Annotated in this window: 13 protein-coding genes; 5 read left to right on the top strand and 8 right to left on the bottom strand. The window is 71.1% G+C overall.

The annotated features are described in order from the left end of the window. Positions 1-150 precede the first annotated feature (150 nt). Positions 151-2,550: a beta-L-arabinofuranosidase domain-containing protein gene (locus tag OG956_RS01200; protein ID WP_330336024.1), complete on the bottom strand. Its 2,400-nt coding sequence runs from the start codon at positions 2,548-2,550 to the stop codon at positions 151-153. A 623-nt stretch (positions 2,551-3,173) separates the two neighbouring features. Here OG956_RS01200 and OG956_RS01195 point away from each other — a divergent pair. Both OG956_RS01195 and OG956_RS01190 read left to right on the top strand, forming a co-directional pair. Then, entirely contained in the window at positions 3,174-4,142 is a 969-nt protein-coding gene (locus tag OG956_RS01195; RefSeq protein WP_330336023.1) for a trypsin-like serine peptidase, read from the top strand. 312 nt (positions 4,143-4,454) lie between these two features. Further along, positions 4,455-5,591, top strand: coding sequence for a sugar ABC transporter substrate-binding protein (locus OG956_RS01190; RefSeq protein WP_443065514.1), 1,137 nt, complete (start codon positions 4,455-4,457; stop codon positions 5,589-5,591). Between the two features lie 337 nt (positions 5,592-5,928). Here the strand turns inward: OG956_RS01190 and OG956_RS01185 are convergent, their stop codons facing one another. Together OG956_RS01185 and OG956_RS01180 are read right to left on the bottom strand one after the other, a co-directional pair. Continuing rightward, entirely contained in the window at positions 5,929-6,807 is an 879-nt protein-coding gene (locus tag OG956_RS01185; protein ID WP_330336021.1) for a methyltransferase domain-containing protein, read from the bottom strand. A 449-nt stretch (positions 6,808-7,256) separates the two neighbouring features. Next, positions 7,257-8,363: a hypothetical protein gene (locus OG956_RS01180; RefSeq protein WP_330336020.1), complete on the bottom strand. Its 1,107-nt coding sequence runs from the start codon at positions 8,361-8,363 to the stop codon at positions 7,257-7,259. A 224-nt stretch (positions 8,364-8,587) separates the two neighbouring features. On the opposite strand from OG956_RS01180, the gene OG956_RS01175 reads away from it, so the two are divergent. Further along, entirely contained in the window at positions 8,588-8,857 is a 270-nt protein-coding gene (locus OG956_RS01175; RefSeq protein ID WP_330336019.1) for an alpha/beta fold hydrolase, read from the top strand. 35 nt (positions 8,858-8,892) lie between these two features. Here the strand turns inward: OG956_RS01175 and OG956_RS01170 are convergent, their stop codons facing one another. The 5 genes from OG956_RS01170 to OG956_RS01150 all read right to left on the bottom strand — a co-directional run bounded on the left by OG956_RS01170 (position 8,893) and on the right by OG956_RS01150 (position 13,640). Continuing rightward, positions 8,893-9,339, bottom strand: coding sequence for an SsgA family sporulation/cell division regulator (locus tag OG956_RS01170; protein WP_330336018.1), 447 nt, complete (start codon positions 9,337-9,339; stop codon positions 8,893-8,895). Between the two features lie 580 nt (positions 9,340-9,919). Then, positions 9,920-10,144, bottom strand: a complete 225-nt coding sequence (locus OG956_RS01165) for a helix-turn-helix domain-containing protein (protein WP_330336017.1) — start codon at positions 10,142-10,144, stop codon at positions 9,920-9,922. 124 nt (positions 10,145-10,268) lie between these two features. Then, complete coding sequence (locus tag OG956_RS01160) at positions 10,269-11,066, bottom strand: restriction endonuclease (RefSeq protein ID WP_330336016.1); 798 nt, start codon at positions 11,064-11,066, stop codon at positions 10,269-10,271. 332 nt (positions 11,067-11,398) lie between these two features. Further along, positions 11,399-12,361, bottom strand: coding sequence for a phosphotransferase family protein (locus OG956_RS01155; protein WP_330336015.1), 963 nt, complete (start codon positions 12,359-12,361; stop codon positions 11,399-11,401). 175 nt (positions 12,362-12,536) lie between these two features. Beyond that, complete coding sequence (locus OG956_RS01150) at positions 12,537-13,640, bottom strand: LacI family DNA-binding transcriptional regulator (RefSeq protein WP_330336014.1); 1,104 nt, start codon at positions 13,638-13,640, stop codon at positions 12,537-12,539. A 233-nt stretch (positions 13,641-13,873) separates the two neighbouring features. Between OG956_RS01150 and OG956_RS01145 the strand changes: the two genes are divergently transcribed. Continuing rightward, a complete protein-coding gene (locus OG956_RS01145; protein ID WP_330336013.1) occupies positions 13,874-15,070 on the top strand; it encodes an ABC transporter ATP-binding protein in 1,197 nt (398 codons plus the stop codon). Between the two features lie 17 nt (positions 15,071-15,087). Beyond that, positions 15,088-16,359, top strand: coding sequence for a polyamine ABC transporter substrate-binding protein (locus OG956_RS01140; RefSeq protein ID WP_330336012.1), 1,272 nt, complete (start codon positions 15,088-15,090; stop codon positions 16,357-16,359). The last annotated feature ends 24 nt before the right edge of the window (positions 16,360-16,383 follow it).

Genomic DNA, 16,383 nt, shown 5'->3' with positions numbered 1-16,383 from the left:
CACAGATACGGACACGTCCGCCGCCTCATGGGGGCGCGGACCCGATCGGAGTCGCGCGGCACACCCGGTCGGCGTGCGGGGTACTGCGACCGACGCCGGCGCGGCCGGTGCCGGACGGCGACCGCCCCCAGGCCGGCCCCGACGCGTCGGTCAGAGGAACCGCCACAGGTGGTCGGCGGTGCCGTTGTCGTCGTACTGCACCACCTGCGCGCTGTTCTCGGTCGACATGCGGTCCACGCCGAGCACCTTGCCACTGTTCTTGTTGCGGATGCGGTACCAGCCGGTGCCGTCCTCCACCAGGCTCCACAGGTGGTCGGCGGTGCCGTTGTCCTCGTACTGCACGACGATCGCGCTGTTCTCGGTCGACCTGCGGTCGACGCCCAGCACCTTGCCGCTGTTTCCGTTGCGGATCAGGTACCAGCCGTCACCCTTGTCGACGAGCTGCCAGGCGTGATCGCCGGTTCCGGTGTTGTCGAACTGGACGACCCGGGCGCTGTTCTCGGTCGACATGCCGTCCACGGCGAGGACCTTGCCGCTGTTCTTGTTGAGGATCCTGCGGAAGGGCGGTTCCGGGACCCACCTGCGGCCACCGGCCGCCACCACCGGGAAGGAGGTGATGCGCAGCCGTGCCGCACCCATCGGCACGAGCGAGACCGTCTCCACGGGGGAGTCGCTCGCGGCGGGCCCGTCCTGCAGCGGGGCGACGACGTGCTCGTCGTCCGCGATCCATTCGGGGATCCGCCGGGCCCGGGCGGAGATCCGCAGCGGCGTGGTGCCGTGGGTGAAGGGCTGGTCCGGTACGTCCCCGGAGACCTCGGTGACGTCGAGCTCCGTGTCCGCGAGAAGGCCGTAGTTCCACGGCGTGGTCGCGTGGACCTCGTAGGAGGGGAAGGCGTCGCCCCCCGCGTAGCGGTCGTAGCGTTCGCCGATCCGGAGGGAGTAGGTCAGCGGGCCCCGGTCGACGCTGACGGCGTGGTGCTGATCGGGCCAGTGCCGCAGCCGGGCCTGCTGGGGCAGCCGTAGCAGGACCACGTCGCCGTCCCTCCAGGTGCGCTCCACGCGAGCCCAGGAGGGGCCGCCCTGGACGGGGAACGGTGTGCCGTTCACCCGCAGTTCGGGATCGGTGCACCAGCCGGGCACCCGCATCCGGAGAGGAAACGACACGGGTCGCGGCGTGGACAGGGACAGGGTGACCGTGTCCCTGAAGGGGTAGCCGGTCTCCTCGGTCAGCGTCACCGTCGTGCCGTGGCCGACCTGGGCTCGGACCGTGCTCGGGGCGTACATGGCGGCGGCCAGGCCCCTGTCGGGAGAGGCGAGCCAGAGTTCCTCCGTGAAGTAGGGCCAGCCCATGCCGTAGTTGTGGGGGCAGCACCGGTACTGGTCGACGCCGGCCTGGAACGCCTGCATGGCGAAGCCGTTCTGGAACTGCCCTTGCGTCTTGGGCCGGTTGTCCAGGCCGACGCTGTTCGCGCCGGTGATGTAGTGGGTCGACTTTCCCTCGGGGTCGAGGGCGGCCGGCAGCATGTTGAAGGCCAGTTCCTCGCAGTGGTCGGCCCACACGGGGTCGCCGGTGATCCGGGTGAGCAGTTCGTGGCTGGCCATGAACTCGACGATTCCGCAGGTCTCGAAGCCCTGCCGGGGGTCGCCGAATCCGGGACGGTAGTTCTCGTCACCGGCCATCCCGCCGCCCGGGAACCGGCCGTACCCGCTCATGACGGCGTCGTAGGCGCGGTAGGTCGCCTGGGTGAGGTCGGCGGACCCGGTCAGCTGCGCGTACTGGGCGGGCTCCCGGAACCCCTGGGCGATGTTGACGTTGTGGCGGGTCGGTGTCGGGCCGGTCCAGTCGACACCGTAGGCGTGCATCCTGGCGGCCAGGTCGAGCAGGAAACCCTCCCTGGTACGGCGGTACAGCCAGGTGACGACGTCGAGGCCGTCGCCCCAACGGTACGATACCCAGCCGGAGTTGAAGGCGCCCGGCCCCTGCGCGTTCATGAAGCGCAGGAAGCGGGTGACGAACGGCAGCACGCGCTGGTCCCCGGAATACTCCTCATGGGTGCGCAGGGCCTGCAGCAGCGGCAGGTAAGGCCAGAAGTCTGGGCCCCCGTTCAGCGAAGTGCGCAGGGCGCGAGGCCCGAAGAAACCGTCGCTGTCCTGGGTCGCCAGGATCGCGTCGACCCACGTACGCGAACGTGCCAGCGCGGTCTCGTCGCCGGTGGCGATCGCCAGCGGCAGATAGCCCCGCAGCCAGTACGGCAGCTCTTCCCACGCGCCGTTCTCCGGGTGCACCCAGCCGGAGGAGGAGAAGTCGAGGAAATGGGATATGCGCTCGTACTGGCCGCACAGACCGCCGAGTTGGAGCCTGAGCTGGCCGGCCAGCCAGCCGTGCGCGGTGACGCTGCCAGGGGGCAGTCTCCGGAAGCGGTCGGGCACCGGGCTCGCGGCGCTCGGTCGGGGCGCCGCCTGCACGGCACGGGCGAAGGGCGCACCGAGAGCTGAGGCGCCCAGGCCCAGGGCGCCCGCACCGAGGAGCGTTCTTCTGCTGACGGACATGCGGTCGACCTGCCTTCCGGCGCTCGCGGGGCGGGGTGCGTGTGCGTCTGGGCGTGAGCGTGCGACAACGTTGTCTCACCCCGCTGTGCCCGAGCGGCGTGCGGTGTTGCGTACAACGTTGGAGAATCGTGACGTAGGCATGACAGCACGGACTGATACGTCTGTCCAGAGCCGCGGCGCGGTGCCGCCGCATGGCGAACCTGCGCGCCGCAGTGGGCTGTTGTCCGGTCGTCGACGCCCAAGGGCCTGGTGCTGCTGGTGCCGACACGGCCCTGGGGGAAGGGCACCCTGTCGGCTGAGGTGCCCGGAGGGCGAGGTGAGCAGCCCTCGCCTCACCGTCGTCGCGCACGTGACCCGACGGGAGCAGGTTTTCGGACAGGGGTGCCTTCCGGCCAAAGGACCAGACCAAGTATTGACATGACCATGCTCTGATCTCGATGATCCTGCACACCGCGCCTCGCCGAGGGCGCGACGTCGCGTGCTCCCGGCCGCCGTCGGCCGGCCCGCCCGCCGCACACGCCTTCGCCGAATGGACCCCACATTTCCTCCGACAACGTTGTCGGAGCTCCAGGAGGTAAACGTTGTCACCACGTCGTGCAGGGCGGTTGGCCGCCCTCGTAGCAGTGAGCGCGTCCCTGGCGCTGGCCGCACCCCAGGCCTCCGCCCGGCCGGCTCCCGCCTCATCGGCTCGCGTCAGCGCCGTGCGACAGGCCGCCGCCCTGAAGTTCTGGACCCCCGACCGCCTGGCACACGCCGTCGACCTCGACACGGCGGCCCCCACCGCCGCCGGTCGGCACGGCACTGGCACCGGCACGCCAGGACATCTCTCCCACCCCTTCTCCGTTCCGGCGGCGATGCCCAGGAGTGACCGGGCCCGCGACCGTGTCGGGCACACGGCGCACATCGCGGCCTCCGCGCCGCAGCGCTGGACCGGTGGCGGCCTGATCTCCACCACCGCAGGCAAGGTCTTCTTCACCAACCCGAAGAACGGCGGCACGTACGCCTGCAGTGGCGACGCGGTGAACAGCGGCAACAAGTCCGTCGTGGCCACGGCGGGCCACTGCGTCGTGGACACGGACGGCACCGCGTACACGAACTGGGTCTTCATCCCCGGTTACGACCACGGCAACCGCCCCTTCGGTACCTTCGCCGCGACCTCCCTGCACTGGGAACCGCAGCGCATCGGCGACGCGGACGCGGCCTGGGACGCGGCCTTCGCCACGGTCGGCACGGTGAACGGCCGCAGGCTGGTGGACACGGTGGGCGGCGAGGGCATCGGCTTCGACCAGACGCCCGGACAGTACGTCTACTCCTTCGGCTACGGCGGCTCCGCGGCCGAGGGAGGCGGCGAGCAGATGAACTGGTGCGCCGGCACGGAGGTCTTCCAGAGCGGGCACGGCGGCGGCGGCATCTGGGGAATCGACTGCGTGCAGACGGGCGGCTCCAGCGGCGGCCCCTTCCTGGCCCGCTTCGACGCCGGCAACGGCACCGGCATGCAGATCGGCAACATCAGCATCGGGGCCGGCGACTACGAGTACCACCCGTACTACGGCAAGGAGGCAGCCGGCGCATACAACGCAGCCGGTTCCTGAACCCCGAGGGACCACTGGCCGTCCGCGGCGGGCCGCGTCCGGCGCGACCGGCCACGGACGGAGACCTCGCGGTGCGGCCGGTCCGCGAGCCGCAGCAACCGCAGTCCGAAGGGCGGCGCCGCCCCGGACGTCAGGCGTGACCGGCTCTCACACCTGACATGCAGGAACACTTCCACGGCAGTTCAGCAGGCCGAGATGTGACGGTCACGTGTGGAACCCCCGTGCAATCCCTAGACGTTGGGCTCCGCCGACGTCGCCGTCTGTGCATCCGTGCTTGGGTGGCCATGATCCCCGTCTCGGAAGGCACCTGATGTGAACACCCCCGCCAACCACAGGACCGCCGCGTGTCATGTCGCGGTCGCTCTGGCCGCCTCCACGTCGGCCCTCGCACTCACCGCATGCGGAGTGACCGGCAGCGCAGTCGGGAGCGGCAGTTCGGCATCCTCGAAGAAGGGGGACGGCATCTCGGTGGGCTTGCTTCTCCCCGACAGGAACACGGCACGCTTCGAGAAGTCCGACCACCCCATCTTCAAAAAGGAGGTCGCTTCCCTCACGCACGGCAAGGGAAAGGTCCTCTACGCCAACGCCGAGGCGAGCACGGCCACGCAGTCTCGACAGTTCCAGCAGATGGTGCACGAGAAGGCCGACGTCATCGTGGTGGACCCGGTGGATGCCAAGGCCATCGCACCGGACGTACAGAAGGCCGCGGACGCGGGCATACCCGTCATCGCCTACGACCGTCTTGCCCAGGGGCCGATCGACGCTTACGTCTCGCACGACAACGAACTCGTCGGCCAGGTACAGGGCCGCGCCATCATCCAGGCACTCGGCCCGAAGGCCGCGCACAGCGAGATCGTCATGATGAACGGCGACCCCGCCGACCCGAACACAGCACAGTTCGAAAAGGGCGCCCTCGGCGAACTCCAGGGCGAGACCCGGATCGCCAAGCAGTACGACACCGCCAAGTGGTCGCCCGCGGTGGCCCGAGCCAACATGAAGGACGCGATCCGGTCGATCGGGGTGAACAACATCGCCGCCGTCTACTCGGCGAACGACGGCATGGCCGGCGCCGTCATCGACCAGCTGAAGAAGGCCGGCGTCACCGAGATGCCACCGGTGACCGGGCAGGACGCAAATCTGGACGCCGTGCAGCGGATCGTTGCGGGCGAACAGTACATGACCGTGTACAAATCGTTCCTCGACGAGGCCGAAGGCGCCGCACAGATGGCGGTGGACAAGGTCCAGGGCAAGGACATCCAGTTCGACGCGCTCACTCGCGACACCGTCGACAGCCCGACGACGAAGAAGATTCCCGCACTGCTCTTGCCGGTGGTGGCACTCACGAAGGACAACGTCAAAAGCACGGTGGTCGCGGACGGCGTCTACTCCGTCGCAGACATCTGCACCCCCAAGTACGAGGCGAGCTGCGCCGAAACCGGCCTGAAGTAGCCTCGCTTCCCCGCAGCGGCGCCGCATGCCGCCTTCGCCCTTGCGCTCGCCGACGTACAGGCCGACGCCGGGGTGGCGGCACACGGGGCGAGGCAGCCGCGGAGGTCGCACGGTCAGGGTGCAGACGGGCCAGGTCCATCGTCACGTCGACCGGGACCGTCCGGTCGACCCTGCCGATCGCGTCCGCCCCCACCACGCGCACGCCGCCACCACACCGTCTGCCAGGCCCCGAACGTCTCGCGGGGGCGGATCTCTCGACGCTGGTCGGTGAACGGACGCCCTGCCTTGGCTGCGTTGTGCGGTAGGCAGGGCGCCGGCCGTGCCCACGGCCCGTCCGTCAGCAGGAGCATGCGCCCGCTCCTGGCCACCGAGGCTGGTAGGCGGTGACCAGCACCGAGACGGTGACCTGGATGGGCAGGAGGCCATCACCACTGAGGTCTGCTCGGCTCACGTGGCGTGCGCTCGGCGTCATCGCCACCAGGTCCCGGGCATCGAGCCCGGTCAGGCTCGCGGGGTACTCCACCTCCTCGGTGCCGGTGGCCTCGAAGAAGGGGCCCAGTGCCCGGTGCAGGCGCTGCTCCTTGGCCGGGTCGATCGTGACCATGGCAGGCAACCGTTCGCGCAGCTCGGCCAGATGCCGCTCGCTGGGACGGGCCACGATCAGCCGGCCGGTCGGGCGCAGCACCCGGTGGAACTCGGCCGGGTTGCGCGGGGCGAACACGTCCAGCACGACATCGGCCACCCCGTCGGCCAGCGGGAAGGGACGGAAGACGTCCCAGGCCACCGCAGCGGCTCGGCGGTGGGCACGAGCTGCCGAGCGCAGCGCGCGCACCGATGTGTCCAGCCCCAGACCACGGGCACCGGGCAGCTGGTCGAGGACGCCGGCCAGGTAGTAGCCCGTGCCGCACCCCACGTCGACCACCGTGGCCTTCTCAGCCACGGTGCCCTCCGCCAGGCGGCCCACGGCCTCGCGGAGGGGCGCGTAGGCGCCGGTGGACAAGAAGCGGTTCCGGGCCTGGACCATGGCGGCGTCGTCGCCGCTGGTGGCGCGGTTGCCCGTCAGCAGGCCGGCGTAGCCGTGGCGAGCGATGTCGAAGGTGTGGCCCACCGGGCAGCGCAGTGCGCCGCGGCCGGGGTGCAGGTGGCGCGTGCGGCACGTCGGACAGCGCAGCAGGTCGAGGGACAGTTCAAGGGCAGGGGGAAGCGACACGGGCATAAGGCACTCCTGAGGGCGGATGACGGGAAGAGACCGTGCCTGCACCACGCGTTCAGACCGTCACTGCCTCAGCGAGGGAACGGGCAGCGTCGCGAGCGTGGTTCACTCAGCAGGCACACCAAGGAGGGCGACGCCGTCCGGCATCGCCCTCAACGCCTTCCGATCACAGGAAGCAGCAGTGCGGGGTGCTCATGAATGCCACGTCGTGAGTGTACGAGCATCAGCGGAAGCCTTCGTCACCGGTCGCGGCGTCGAAGCGGACCCGCGAACCGCCACGGACACCGCAGAGCACGGGGACACGCCGAGAAAAGCGCAGGCTCGGTGGCGGCTCGCGAGCCGCATCCAGCACCGCTTGCAGCGGCATGGCGTCAGTCAACCGCTCCCACGTCGTCGCCGACCCGTACCGGCAGCGCCACCTCCAGCAGATGACGGCGCAGGAGAGCCAAGGCCTAGAAGATGCCGGCCGGTCTGTCCTGCGAGAGCTTCTGGAGGACGGTACGCATCCACGGGCTGCGAACGGCCGGCAGCCGGACCAAGGTGTGCTCGAACGTTCCCCGGTCGACGCGGAACAGGTAGTGGGGGCGCGGCGGGAGCGGGTCGTCGCGGAGCACGTCGTGGGGCATCCCGCCCGACGCGGGAACCGGCAAGTACGGCTGGGGGGAGACCAGCCACAGCCACACCCCCAGCGGCAGGGGCACCGGGTATGCCGATGCAGCCCGGTCGGCGGGGGACCAGGTCTCGCCCGTCTGGGGATGGACCGGTACGAGCAGGATGTCGACGTCCGCGTCGGGGGAGGGTTCTCCTGGTCCAGCCAGGACGGCGCGCCGCGTCGGCGGGCCGGCGGGCAGCAGGGTGTCGAGTGCGCGTTGGAACATGTCCGCCGTCAGACCGTCCGGGACCGTTACCGATTGCCCTGCGGAGGCCACGAGCAGGTGGGCGAGCGCCTGGCCCGCTGCCGCCTCCCATCGCGGACTCCACGACCAGTAGTGACTCGACCCGAACCGTCCTCCCCATGTGGCGATCGGCTCGAACGGGGGCGTGCTCTCCCCTTTCTCCGTCAGCTCCGCCCAGGACAGCGGCGCAGCGTGGACGCCGTCGACGGGGACGCGGCGCACGGCGTCCGAGCTGAGCCGTACTGCCTGCCAGAGCGAGCAGTCGTCGACCCTGGTTGCCACAGGCAGGTCGCAGGCTTCGCACGCCATGTTGGGCCCGTCGGCTCCGCTGAGGCCACAGCAGGCGCCGCCGCACCTCTCGGGGATCAGCCGGGTTCCCCGGACATCGCCGGGTGCGATGACAATCGCCCCGGACCTGCTGTCGGACAGCGCGTGGACCGGCGCGTAGATGCCGCGCGCCTCCGCCTCGCCCGGATCGATCTCGTCCCACATCCGCCAGGGCCCGCCCCAGGGGTCCGGGTCCACGGCGAACGTCCCCGACTCCATGAGCACCGGAAGCTGGGCCCCGTTCCCGTACGTCTGACGGGCGTGAACCGGAAGGGAGACCTGGGACAAGGGGACGGTCAGCTCGGCGTCGCACCGCGCACAAACGAAAACGAACAATCGCCCCTCCGTATGGGAAACAACTGCATCGTCGCAACTCGGCGCGGCAGCCCGCCAGCCTGTTTTCTCCACCGCCGAGCGGCGTCGACGCAGCGCGGACGCATGCGGCCGTCGTCGCTGCCGGCGTCAAGCGGCCTACTCAGCGTTCAGAGCCGGGGCTGGAGAGGTGCAAGGTACGGTCATCCGGGCAGCGCAGTGCGCCGCGGCCGGGGTGCAGGTGGCGCGTGCGCAGGTCCGGAGCGATGATCCGGTACTGCACGGCCAGTCGCCAGGACATCACCGGCGCCGTACCCGCCATCGACGTGCCGGTGGCCGTGCCGGCCGGGGAGAAGGACGTGGTGGAACCGCCGCCCGTGCTGTGCGAGTACCTCCTGCCGCACATCCCGCACGCAACCCTGATCACCGTCCCCGACGTCGGCGACCTGCTCCCCGCCGAAGCCCCCGGCGCCGTGGCTGCCGCGCTGCGGGACTTCCTCGCACACCTTGCGTCCTGACCGCCCACGGACCTGCGACGGCGCACGGGGGCCGTTCAGTCATTCCGCAGCAACTCCCGCACGACGTCGTCCCAGTACAGGTGATCCCCCTCCGTGCCGGCGGGTACGACCGAGTAGGTCTTCGTCAGCCACTCCTCGAACGGGGCGGCCGGCACGCGCAGCATGGCCGTACCCTCCGTGTCGCTCAGCAGGATCCGGACCGACCCGGCGCCGTGTCGGCGGCGGTCGGGCCAGACGCGCACGTGGCCGACGCCGGACGACCCGCGCAGGCCCGCGAACAGCAGGTCACGGGAGAACACCCAGGGCGCCAGCACGTCGGCGCAACCGGTGAAGTCCATGCGCACGGCGAGCGGATCGGCGGCGTCATAGGTGAAACGGACCGTGACCGGCAGGGCCTCCGTGGCGCTGACGACCACGTGGATGGTCTGGTCGAGGTGCAGGCGTCCGGTACGCGGATGGGGGCGCTCGTCGGTCGGGTGCATGGTGCCTCCCAGGGCGGGTGCGAAGTGGGCCGTGCCATGACGAGGTGAGCGCCGCGGCCTGCTCGGGGCTCGGCCACGGCACCCACCTCCCCGGAACACCGCGATGGAAGGCGCGCCGGGACACGTCGCCGGTTGCCCGGGCAGCGCAGCCGTATGCGGGGCCGTACGGGTGATCAGCGCCTCATTTCTCGCCTGCGTCGGTCCACGGGCCGATGCGTCACTTGCGGACCACCTGCGGGGTGTGGTCGCTCGTCTGGCCGGAGCACTCCGACTTGCTGTGGATGACGTCGTGCACCGGCTTCTTGACGGCCGGGGGAGTCCGGCCGTGACACGCGCGGCGTCACCAGCGCGTTCGCTCCGGGCCCTTGGCGGTCAGGCTTGTCAGGTCCGGGTGGCTGTGCCGGGCGCAGGCGGGTCCGCGCTCGGTCCCACTCTGTGCAGGCAGCAGCGCAGCGACAGGCCCTGTCGGAAAGGCGGCCGTTTCACCGGGTCCGGCGGCTCTCGTCCGCCCCTGCGGGGTCACCGTGTGCACTGTCCCTGCCGCCGTCGTCTCGAGAAGGCCGCGCAGGCGCGGCGGTCCTCACCGCGCCTGCCCGGTGCTGCCGGTGCGCACATCGCCCCCGCGGGTCCTGAGCGGCACGTCCGCTTCGGTGAGCACGCGGTGCACGAAGCCGTAGGACCGGCCGTGTGCCTCGGCTATGGCCCGGATCGACCGGCCCTCCTTGTATTCCCTGGCGAAGACTTCCGCCAGTTCCTTGCGGGCGCCACCGGTGATCCACTTTCCCTTGTGCGTTCCCTTGTGCACGAGGATCTCCTTTCCAGAGGCCGGAGTGTGATCACTGGTGCCCACGCCGGCGCCTTCCATGTGGCAGTTGTCTGCTCACTGTCCCGGCAGCGCGTCACTCCCGTGTCGCCGGGCCGGGCCCGGCTCAGGACCCGGTGCCGGTGGGCTGCCACGGGCTCGGGCCGGTGCCGTGGCACCATGCCGCGAGGCCGGGGCCGTCCACGCAGACGATTCCGCACTGCCGCGCGTACTCCAGAGCGGGTTCGGTGAACCGGCTCGTCGTGACGAGCGCCGCGACATCGGCCTCGTGAATGGTGAAACAGGTGCCCCCGAAGCGCTGCACCTCCTGTGAGCCGACTTTGTGGCCGTCGCCGTACTGTTTGCACTGGATGACCAGGCGCCGTCCGTCCGGCGTGACCGCGACGACGTCCGCCCCCAGATCGCCCGCGCCTCCCACCACTTCCACCTCTCGGCAGCCGCTGTCGGCGCACAGGTGGGCTATGGCTCGCTCGAAGTCGTCGGGGTCCAGGCCGGTGGGGTCGGCCAGGCAGGCGCACGTGGGCGTCGTCACCGCGCCGGCCGCGTGCTCTTCCGGCCCGCCGACCGGAACCGTCGGCCGACCGGCTTCGACGACCGCCGTCTCGCGCAGGTCGTCCGACGCCAGCTCGGCTGCTTCCTCCAGCGCCCGGGTGGCCCGGCCGGCGCAGCGCGTGAAAGACGCCTTGCGCCACCGGGACCGGGACACCAAGGCGCCCGCGAGGCCGAGCAGAGCCAGGGCCACGGCCCACAGCGGGCGTCGCTCGACGATGCCGGCCGCGGTGCGCACCAAGAACGCCAGGACGCAGAAGATGATCGCCAGCAGTGCGAAGAAGAGCGCGGTCGCGCGCAGATCGAACCGTCGTTCTCGATGTGCACGGCGAACGGGGCGCGTCGGTACGGCCATCGATGCTTCCTCCTGGGCAGCGACTGAAGATCAGTGATCTACGAATGCCCAAGATCGAGGAACCCGCAGCCGTGAGGAGCGGCGCTGTCCGGTACGACCCACGCGGGAAGCCCAGTTCCCGACCTCCGCGCCCGCCCCGCACGAGCAGGGTTGCGAACCATGCACCCAGGGTTCTCTGCACACGGCTCTGGCAGGCCGGGTCTGGCGACACCCCTGTAGCAGGAACCAACCCGTGCCCGGCCCCGGTGCGGGCGTGCGATGGGGCTCCGCCCCGAACGCGGCAGCCGGACCCGGCGCCCGGCACTGCACCCCGCGCCCGAGGCCGCTGGGGTTCAGCCCAGTGCGTCCATCAGGGCGGTGACATAGGCATCCAGCCGCTCCTCCACGATTCGCGCCGTCAGCTCTGTCCTCCCCGCCTCCCGCCATGACCGCGCCACCGACTGAACCTCTTCCGAGCACGCCAGTGCGTCCCGCACCCGCCAGTACAGCCGCTCGCTCGCGGCCGCCGCCGGCACCCCGCCGGCCTCCTCGTACGCCTCGGCGAACCGCTCGCCCCACCCCGGGCCGTGCAGCAGCGCGAGATTGGTCGAGCAGTGCGCCACATCGAGATCCGCCGGGCCCCAGGAGGCCGCTGCCCAGTCGACGACCCCCGTGATCCGGACGCCCGCCGGCCTCGAGGGCGGTACGTCGAACAGCACGTTGCCGGGTTGGAAGTCCCGGTGCAGGAATCGCCCTTCCCAGGGCGGCGCGGGCTCGCGGATCACGTCGATCGCCGCGGCCCATGCCGCCGTGTCGGCGCCCTTCGGGACCACGACGGTGTCGGCGGTCGTCAACGTCACATACCTGCGGGGCCGCTCGGCGGGCCGCAACGCGTGGATCGCCACGAGCTGACGGGCCAGCAGGAGCACGCGGGTCTCCACTCCCTCGTCGCCGAGGACCGTCCGGCCCGCCAGATGCGTCATCAGGAGCGACGGATACTCGCAGTGCGCGGCGATCGGATCGACCGCCACCAGTTCAGGAGCCGGCACGCCGGTCCCCGCGAGCAGGGTCAGGGCGCAGGCCTCCCTGCTCAGCCAGTCCTCGGCGCGCGCCACGTAGAACGGGTCGACGTAGGTCCGCAGCACCAGGTCACGGGTGCCTCCCTCCCGCGTGCCGATGGTCAGCCTCCGCGTTTCCGCAGTGATGCCGCCGTACAGCACGCCGGTTCCGACGATCCGTTCGCCGGCCTCCAGATGCCGGCTCACCCAAGCCAGTGTCAACGGCCGGAGACCCGCCGCCTCACCGTGGTCGGTCACCGGGCCACCTCAACATCCGGACGGAGGCATACGCAAAAGGTTTCCTCGGAGGCGGTGGCGGAACCGCTCTACGGTGTGCCGGGTCACCGCAGACCGCGCGCGTCCGGCTGGAGACGCGTGCCGCGCACAGCGTCCGCGCTGCGCCCGCCGACCGGTCGGGGGCGCCGTCGTCGTGTCAGGGTCGGTGCACCGGGGCGCGCAGGCGTCGTACGCGGGCGGGGACCGGGCCGGTCGACTCGCGGTCGATGTACGTGGTGTGCAGGGTGTGCCGGCGGGGGCGGGCGGTGGCTCCGTTGATGCGGCGGACGAGGATGTCCGCGGCCAGTCCGCCGAGTTCCTGCACGGGCTGGCTGACCACGCTGAGCCGGGGCCGGATGAGTGTGGTCCACTCCGCTTCGTCGAAGCCGATGACCGAGACGTCGCCGGGGATGCGGGCGTCGAGGTCGAGCAGGGCGTCCAGGGTGCCGAGCGTGGCCACGTTGTCGGTGGTGAACAGCGCGGTGGGGCGGTTGGCCGAGGTCATCAGTTCCAGTACGGCCGAGCGTGCCCAGGCCCGGTCATAGCCGGTGTGCCGGATCAGTTCCGCCGAGCGCGGGATGCCGGCCGCGCGCAGGGCCTGGCGGTAGCCGGCGACGCGTTCCGTGGTCGTCCAGATGTCCGCGCCCGGCGCGAGGCCGGCGCCGTCGTCGCCGGGCATGGCGGAGGTGATCACCGCGATGCGGGTGTGTCCGGCATCGGTGAACCGGGTCACCGCCGCCTTGACCGCTCCCCGGTTGTCGACGACCACGGTGTCCAGTGCGGCTCCGGTGAGGACACGGTCGAGCAGGACCACCGGGATGCCGGCCGAGACGGCCCGGGCGAGGTGTGCGTCGTCGGTGGCGGCCGGTGCCACCACGAGTCCGTCCACGCGACGCTCGATGAACAGCTGGACCGCGGCCTTCTCCTTGTCGCTGTCCTCGTCGCTGTTGGCGAGGATGGCCTGCAGCCCCGCCTTGGCCGCGACGTCGGAGATGCCGCGCACCGCGCGGGCGAAGTAGGCGTTCTCCACGTCGGCGACGACCACCCCGAGGGTGTCGGTGCGGCCGCTGATCATGCTGCGGGCCACGGCGTTGGTGCTGTAGCCGAGCTCGGCGGCGGCGGCCAGCACCCGTTCCCGGGTGGCCGCGCTCGCCGAGCCGTACCCGCCGAGGACGCGTGCGGCCGTCGCCTGTCCCACGCCGGCGTGCCGGGCGACGTCCGGGATCGTCACGCGTCGCCGCGGCTGCGCTTCTGGAGGCATGTCCGGCTCTCTCCATGTCGGCCCGGCGAACCCCGGGCAACGGGGCGGTGGAATTCAGCGCCATTCAACCATTGACGCGGGACGTCGGGCCGTGGGTAAGGTACGACCGCGTTGGTAACGTTATCAATCCTCGCCGGATCGCATCCGCCCGCCGTCTTCCGGACGGCCGTCCCCCCACGCCCCGCCGAACGGCCGCCCGCTCCTCTCCCATCCGAATTCCGGAGGTCTCCGCGATGGCAACCGACACCCTTTCGCCGCCACCAGCCGCCGCAGGCCCGGCCATCACCCTCGTCGACCTGGTCAAGGACTTCGGCGGCGCGAGCGACGCAGCGGCGGTGCGAGGGGTGAACCTCGCCATCGCCGAAGGGGAGTTCTTCTCCCTGCTGGGGCCCTCCGGCTGCGGCAAGACCACCACCCTGCGGATGATCGCCGGGTTCGAGGAGCCGAGCAGCGGGCAGATCCTGCTGCACGGCCGGGACATGGTCGGCGTCGCGCCCAACAAGCGGGACATCAACATGGTGTTCCAGTCCTACGCGCTCTTCCCGCACCTGAGCGTCGCGGACAACGTGGCGTTCGGGCTGCGCCGCCGGCGTGTGGCCAAGGGCGAGATCCACGACCGGGTCGACCGCATCCTGGCCACCGTCGAACTCGCCGACAAGGCCGACCGGCGCCCCCGGCAGCTCTCCGGCGGCCAGCAGCAGCGCGTGGCCCTGGCGCGGGCCCTGGTCAACCGCCCGCGCGCCCTGCTCCTGGACGAACCGCTCGGCGCACTCGACCTGAAGCTGCGCCAGTCCATGCAACTGGAGCTCAAGCGGATCCAGCGCGAGGTGGGCATCACCTTCGTCTACGTCACCCACGACCAGGCCGAGGCGCTGACCATGTCGGACCGGATCGCGGTGATGAACGGCGGCCTGATCGAGCAGGTCGCCTCCCCGCAGGAGGTCTACGAGCGGCCCGCCACCGCGTTCGTCGCCGGCTTCATCGGCACCTCGAACCTGATCAGCGGGCGCCTGACCGGCACCGGACCCGAGGGCGGGGTGATCGACCTCGGCGACGGACAGCGCATCACCGTCCCGGCGTCCGCCGCGCCCGGCGTCGGAGCGGACGTCCAGATCACCGTACGGCCGGAGAAGATCACCCTGACCAGCGACCCGGCCGGCGCCGCCAGCCGCGTCCGCGGGACCGTGCGCGAGGTGGTGTACCTGGGCACCTCCACCAGCTACACGGTGGCCACGAGCACCGGCGCGGAGATGACCGTCTTCCAGCCCAACGACGGCACCGCCGGCGTGGCGCCGGCCCGCGGCGACACCGTCTGGCTGTCCTGGGCCACCGCCCACTCCTACCCGCTCGGCACCGCGCCCGCCGCCCCGGCCCCGCCCGCCACCACCGGCCGGGTCACCCCCGACTCCGGTTCCCTCACCCCGAGCTGACGACAGGTCGACCCACCATGCCCCTGCAGCCCACACCCTCCGCGCCCTGGCTGCGCGGACTGACCGAGCGCCGCTGCTCCCGGCGCGGTCTGCTGCGCGCCGCACTCGGCGCCGCCGCCCTGGCCCCGCTCGCCGCGTGCAGCGTGCCGGGCGCCCGCAAGCCCGTACCCCGCACAGCCGCCGAGATAGCCGCCGCCGTCGACGGCTTCTGGACCGGACGCAAGAAGAAGGGCCGGCTCAGCTTCGCCAACTACACCCAGTACATCGACACCGACCCCGGCGACCAGAGCCGGCACCCCACCCTGGCGGCCTTCACCCGCGCGACCGGCATCAAGATCGCCTACGACGAGGTGATCGACGACAGCGCCTCCTGGTTCGGCAGGATCCAGCCGGAGTTCGCCTCCGGACAGGGCATCGGCTACGACCTCATGGTGGTCGGCGGCGACAGCTACCTCACCAAGTACATCGAACTCGGCTACCTAGCCCCGCTCGACCACAGCCGCCTGCCCCACTTCGCCCGGTACGGCGGGGCCGCGTTCAAGAACTCCTCCTTCGACCCCGGCAACGTCTACACCGTGCCCTGGCAGTCCGGCATGACCGGCATCGGCTACGACCCGGCCAAGGTGGGCCGGAAGATCACCAGTTGGCAGGACCTGCTCGACCCGAAGCTCAGCGGCAAGATCGGGATGTGGAACGACGCGGTGCAGATGGGCAACATCGCCCTGCTCGCCATCGGCGTCGACCCGGAGAAGTCCACCCACGCCGACTGGCGCAAGGCCGCCGCCTGGCTGCGCAGGCAGCGCGACGCCGGCCTGGTGCGCTCCTACAGCACCGCCACCTACCAGTCCTCCCTCCAACGCGGCGACCTGTACGCCTCGCTGGTGTACTCCGGTGACGTCTTCCAGGCCAACCAGAGCGGTTCACGGCTGGAGTTCGTCGTCCCCGACGAGGGCGGACTGCTGTGGACCGACAACCTCTGCATCCCCTCGACGGCCGCCCACCCCGTCGACGCCCTGACCTACATGGACTACGTCTACCGGCCCGAGGTCGCCGCGAGGGTCAGCGAGACGGTGCAGTTCGTCACCCCCGTCCCCGACGCCCGGGCGGTCATCGCGCACGACGCGGCCGCCGCCACCGGCAAGCGCCGGACCCTGCTCGAGTCCCTGAGCACCAGCCCCCTGGTCTTCCCGACCAAGGCCGACGAATCCAAGCTGCGCCACCTGCGGGTGCTCGACGAAGCGGAGGAGAAGCAGTGGAACGCGCTGTTCGAACCGATCTACCAGTCCTGACCCGCCGCCGCAGACGGCGCCCCC

This window comes from Streptomyces sp. NBC_00557, assembly GCF_036345995.1.
Taxonomy (GTDB): Bacteria; Actinomycetota; Actinomycetes; order Streptomycetales; family Streptomycetaceae; genus Streptomyces.
This window is presented reverse-complemented; position numbering and strand designations above follow the sequence as displayed.

Coding starts and splice junctions, on each gene's coding strand:
- OG956_RS01200 (WP_330336024.1), bottom strand. CDS start 2,550: ATGTCCGTCAGCAGAAGAACGCTCCTCGGTGCGGGCGCCCTGGGCCTG.
- OG956_RS01185 (WP_330336021.1), bottom strand. CDS start 6,807: ATGCCCGTGTCGCTTCCCCCTGCCCTTGAACTGTCCCTCGACCTGCTG.
- OG956_RS01170 (WP_330336018.1), bottom strand. CDS start 9,339: ATGCACCCGACCGACGAGCGCCCCCATCCGCGTACCGGACGCCTGCAC.
- OG956_RS01160 (WP_330336016.1), bottom strand. CDS start 11,066: ATGGCCGTACCGACGCGCCCCGTTCGCCGTGCACATCGAGAACGACGG.
- OG956_RS01150 (WP_330336014.1), bottom strand. CDS start 13,640: ATGCCTCCAGAAGCGCAGCCGCGGCGACGCGTGACGATCCCGGACGTC.
- OG956_RS01145 (WP_330336013.1), top strand. CDS start 13,874: ATGGCAACCGACACCCTTTCGCCGCCACCAGCCGCCGCAGGCCCGGCC.
- OG956_RS01140 (WP_330336012.1), top strand. CDS start 15,088: ATGCCCCTGCAGCCCACACCCTCCGCGCCCTGGCTGCGCGGACTGACC.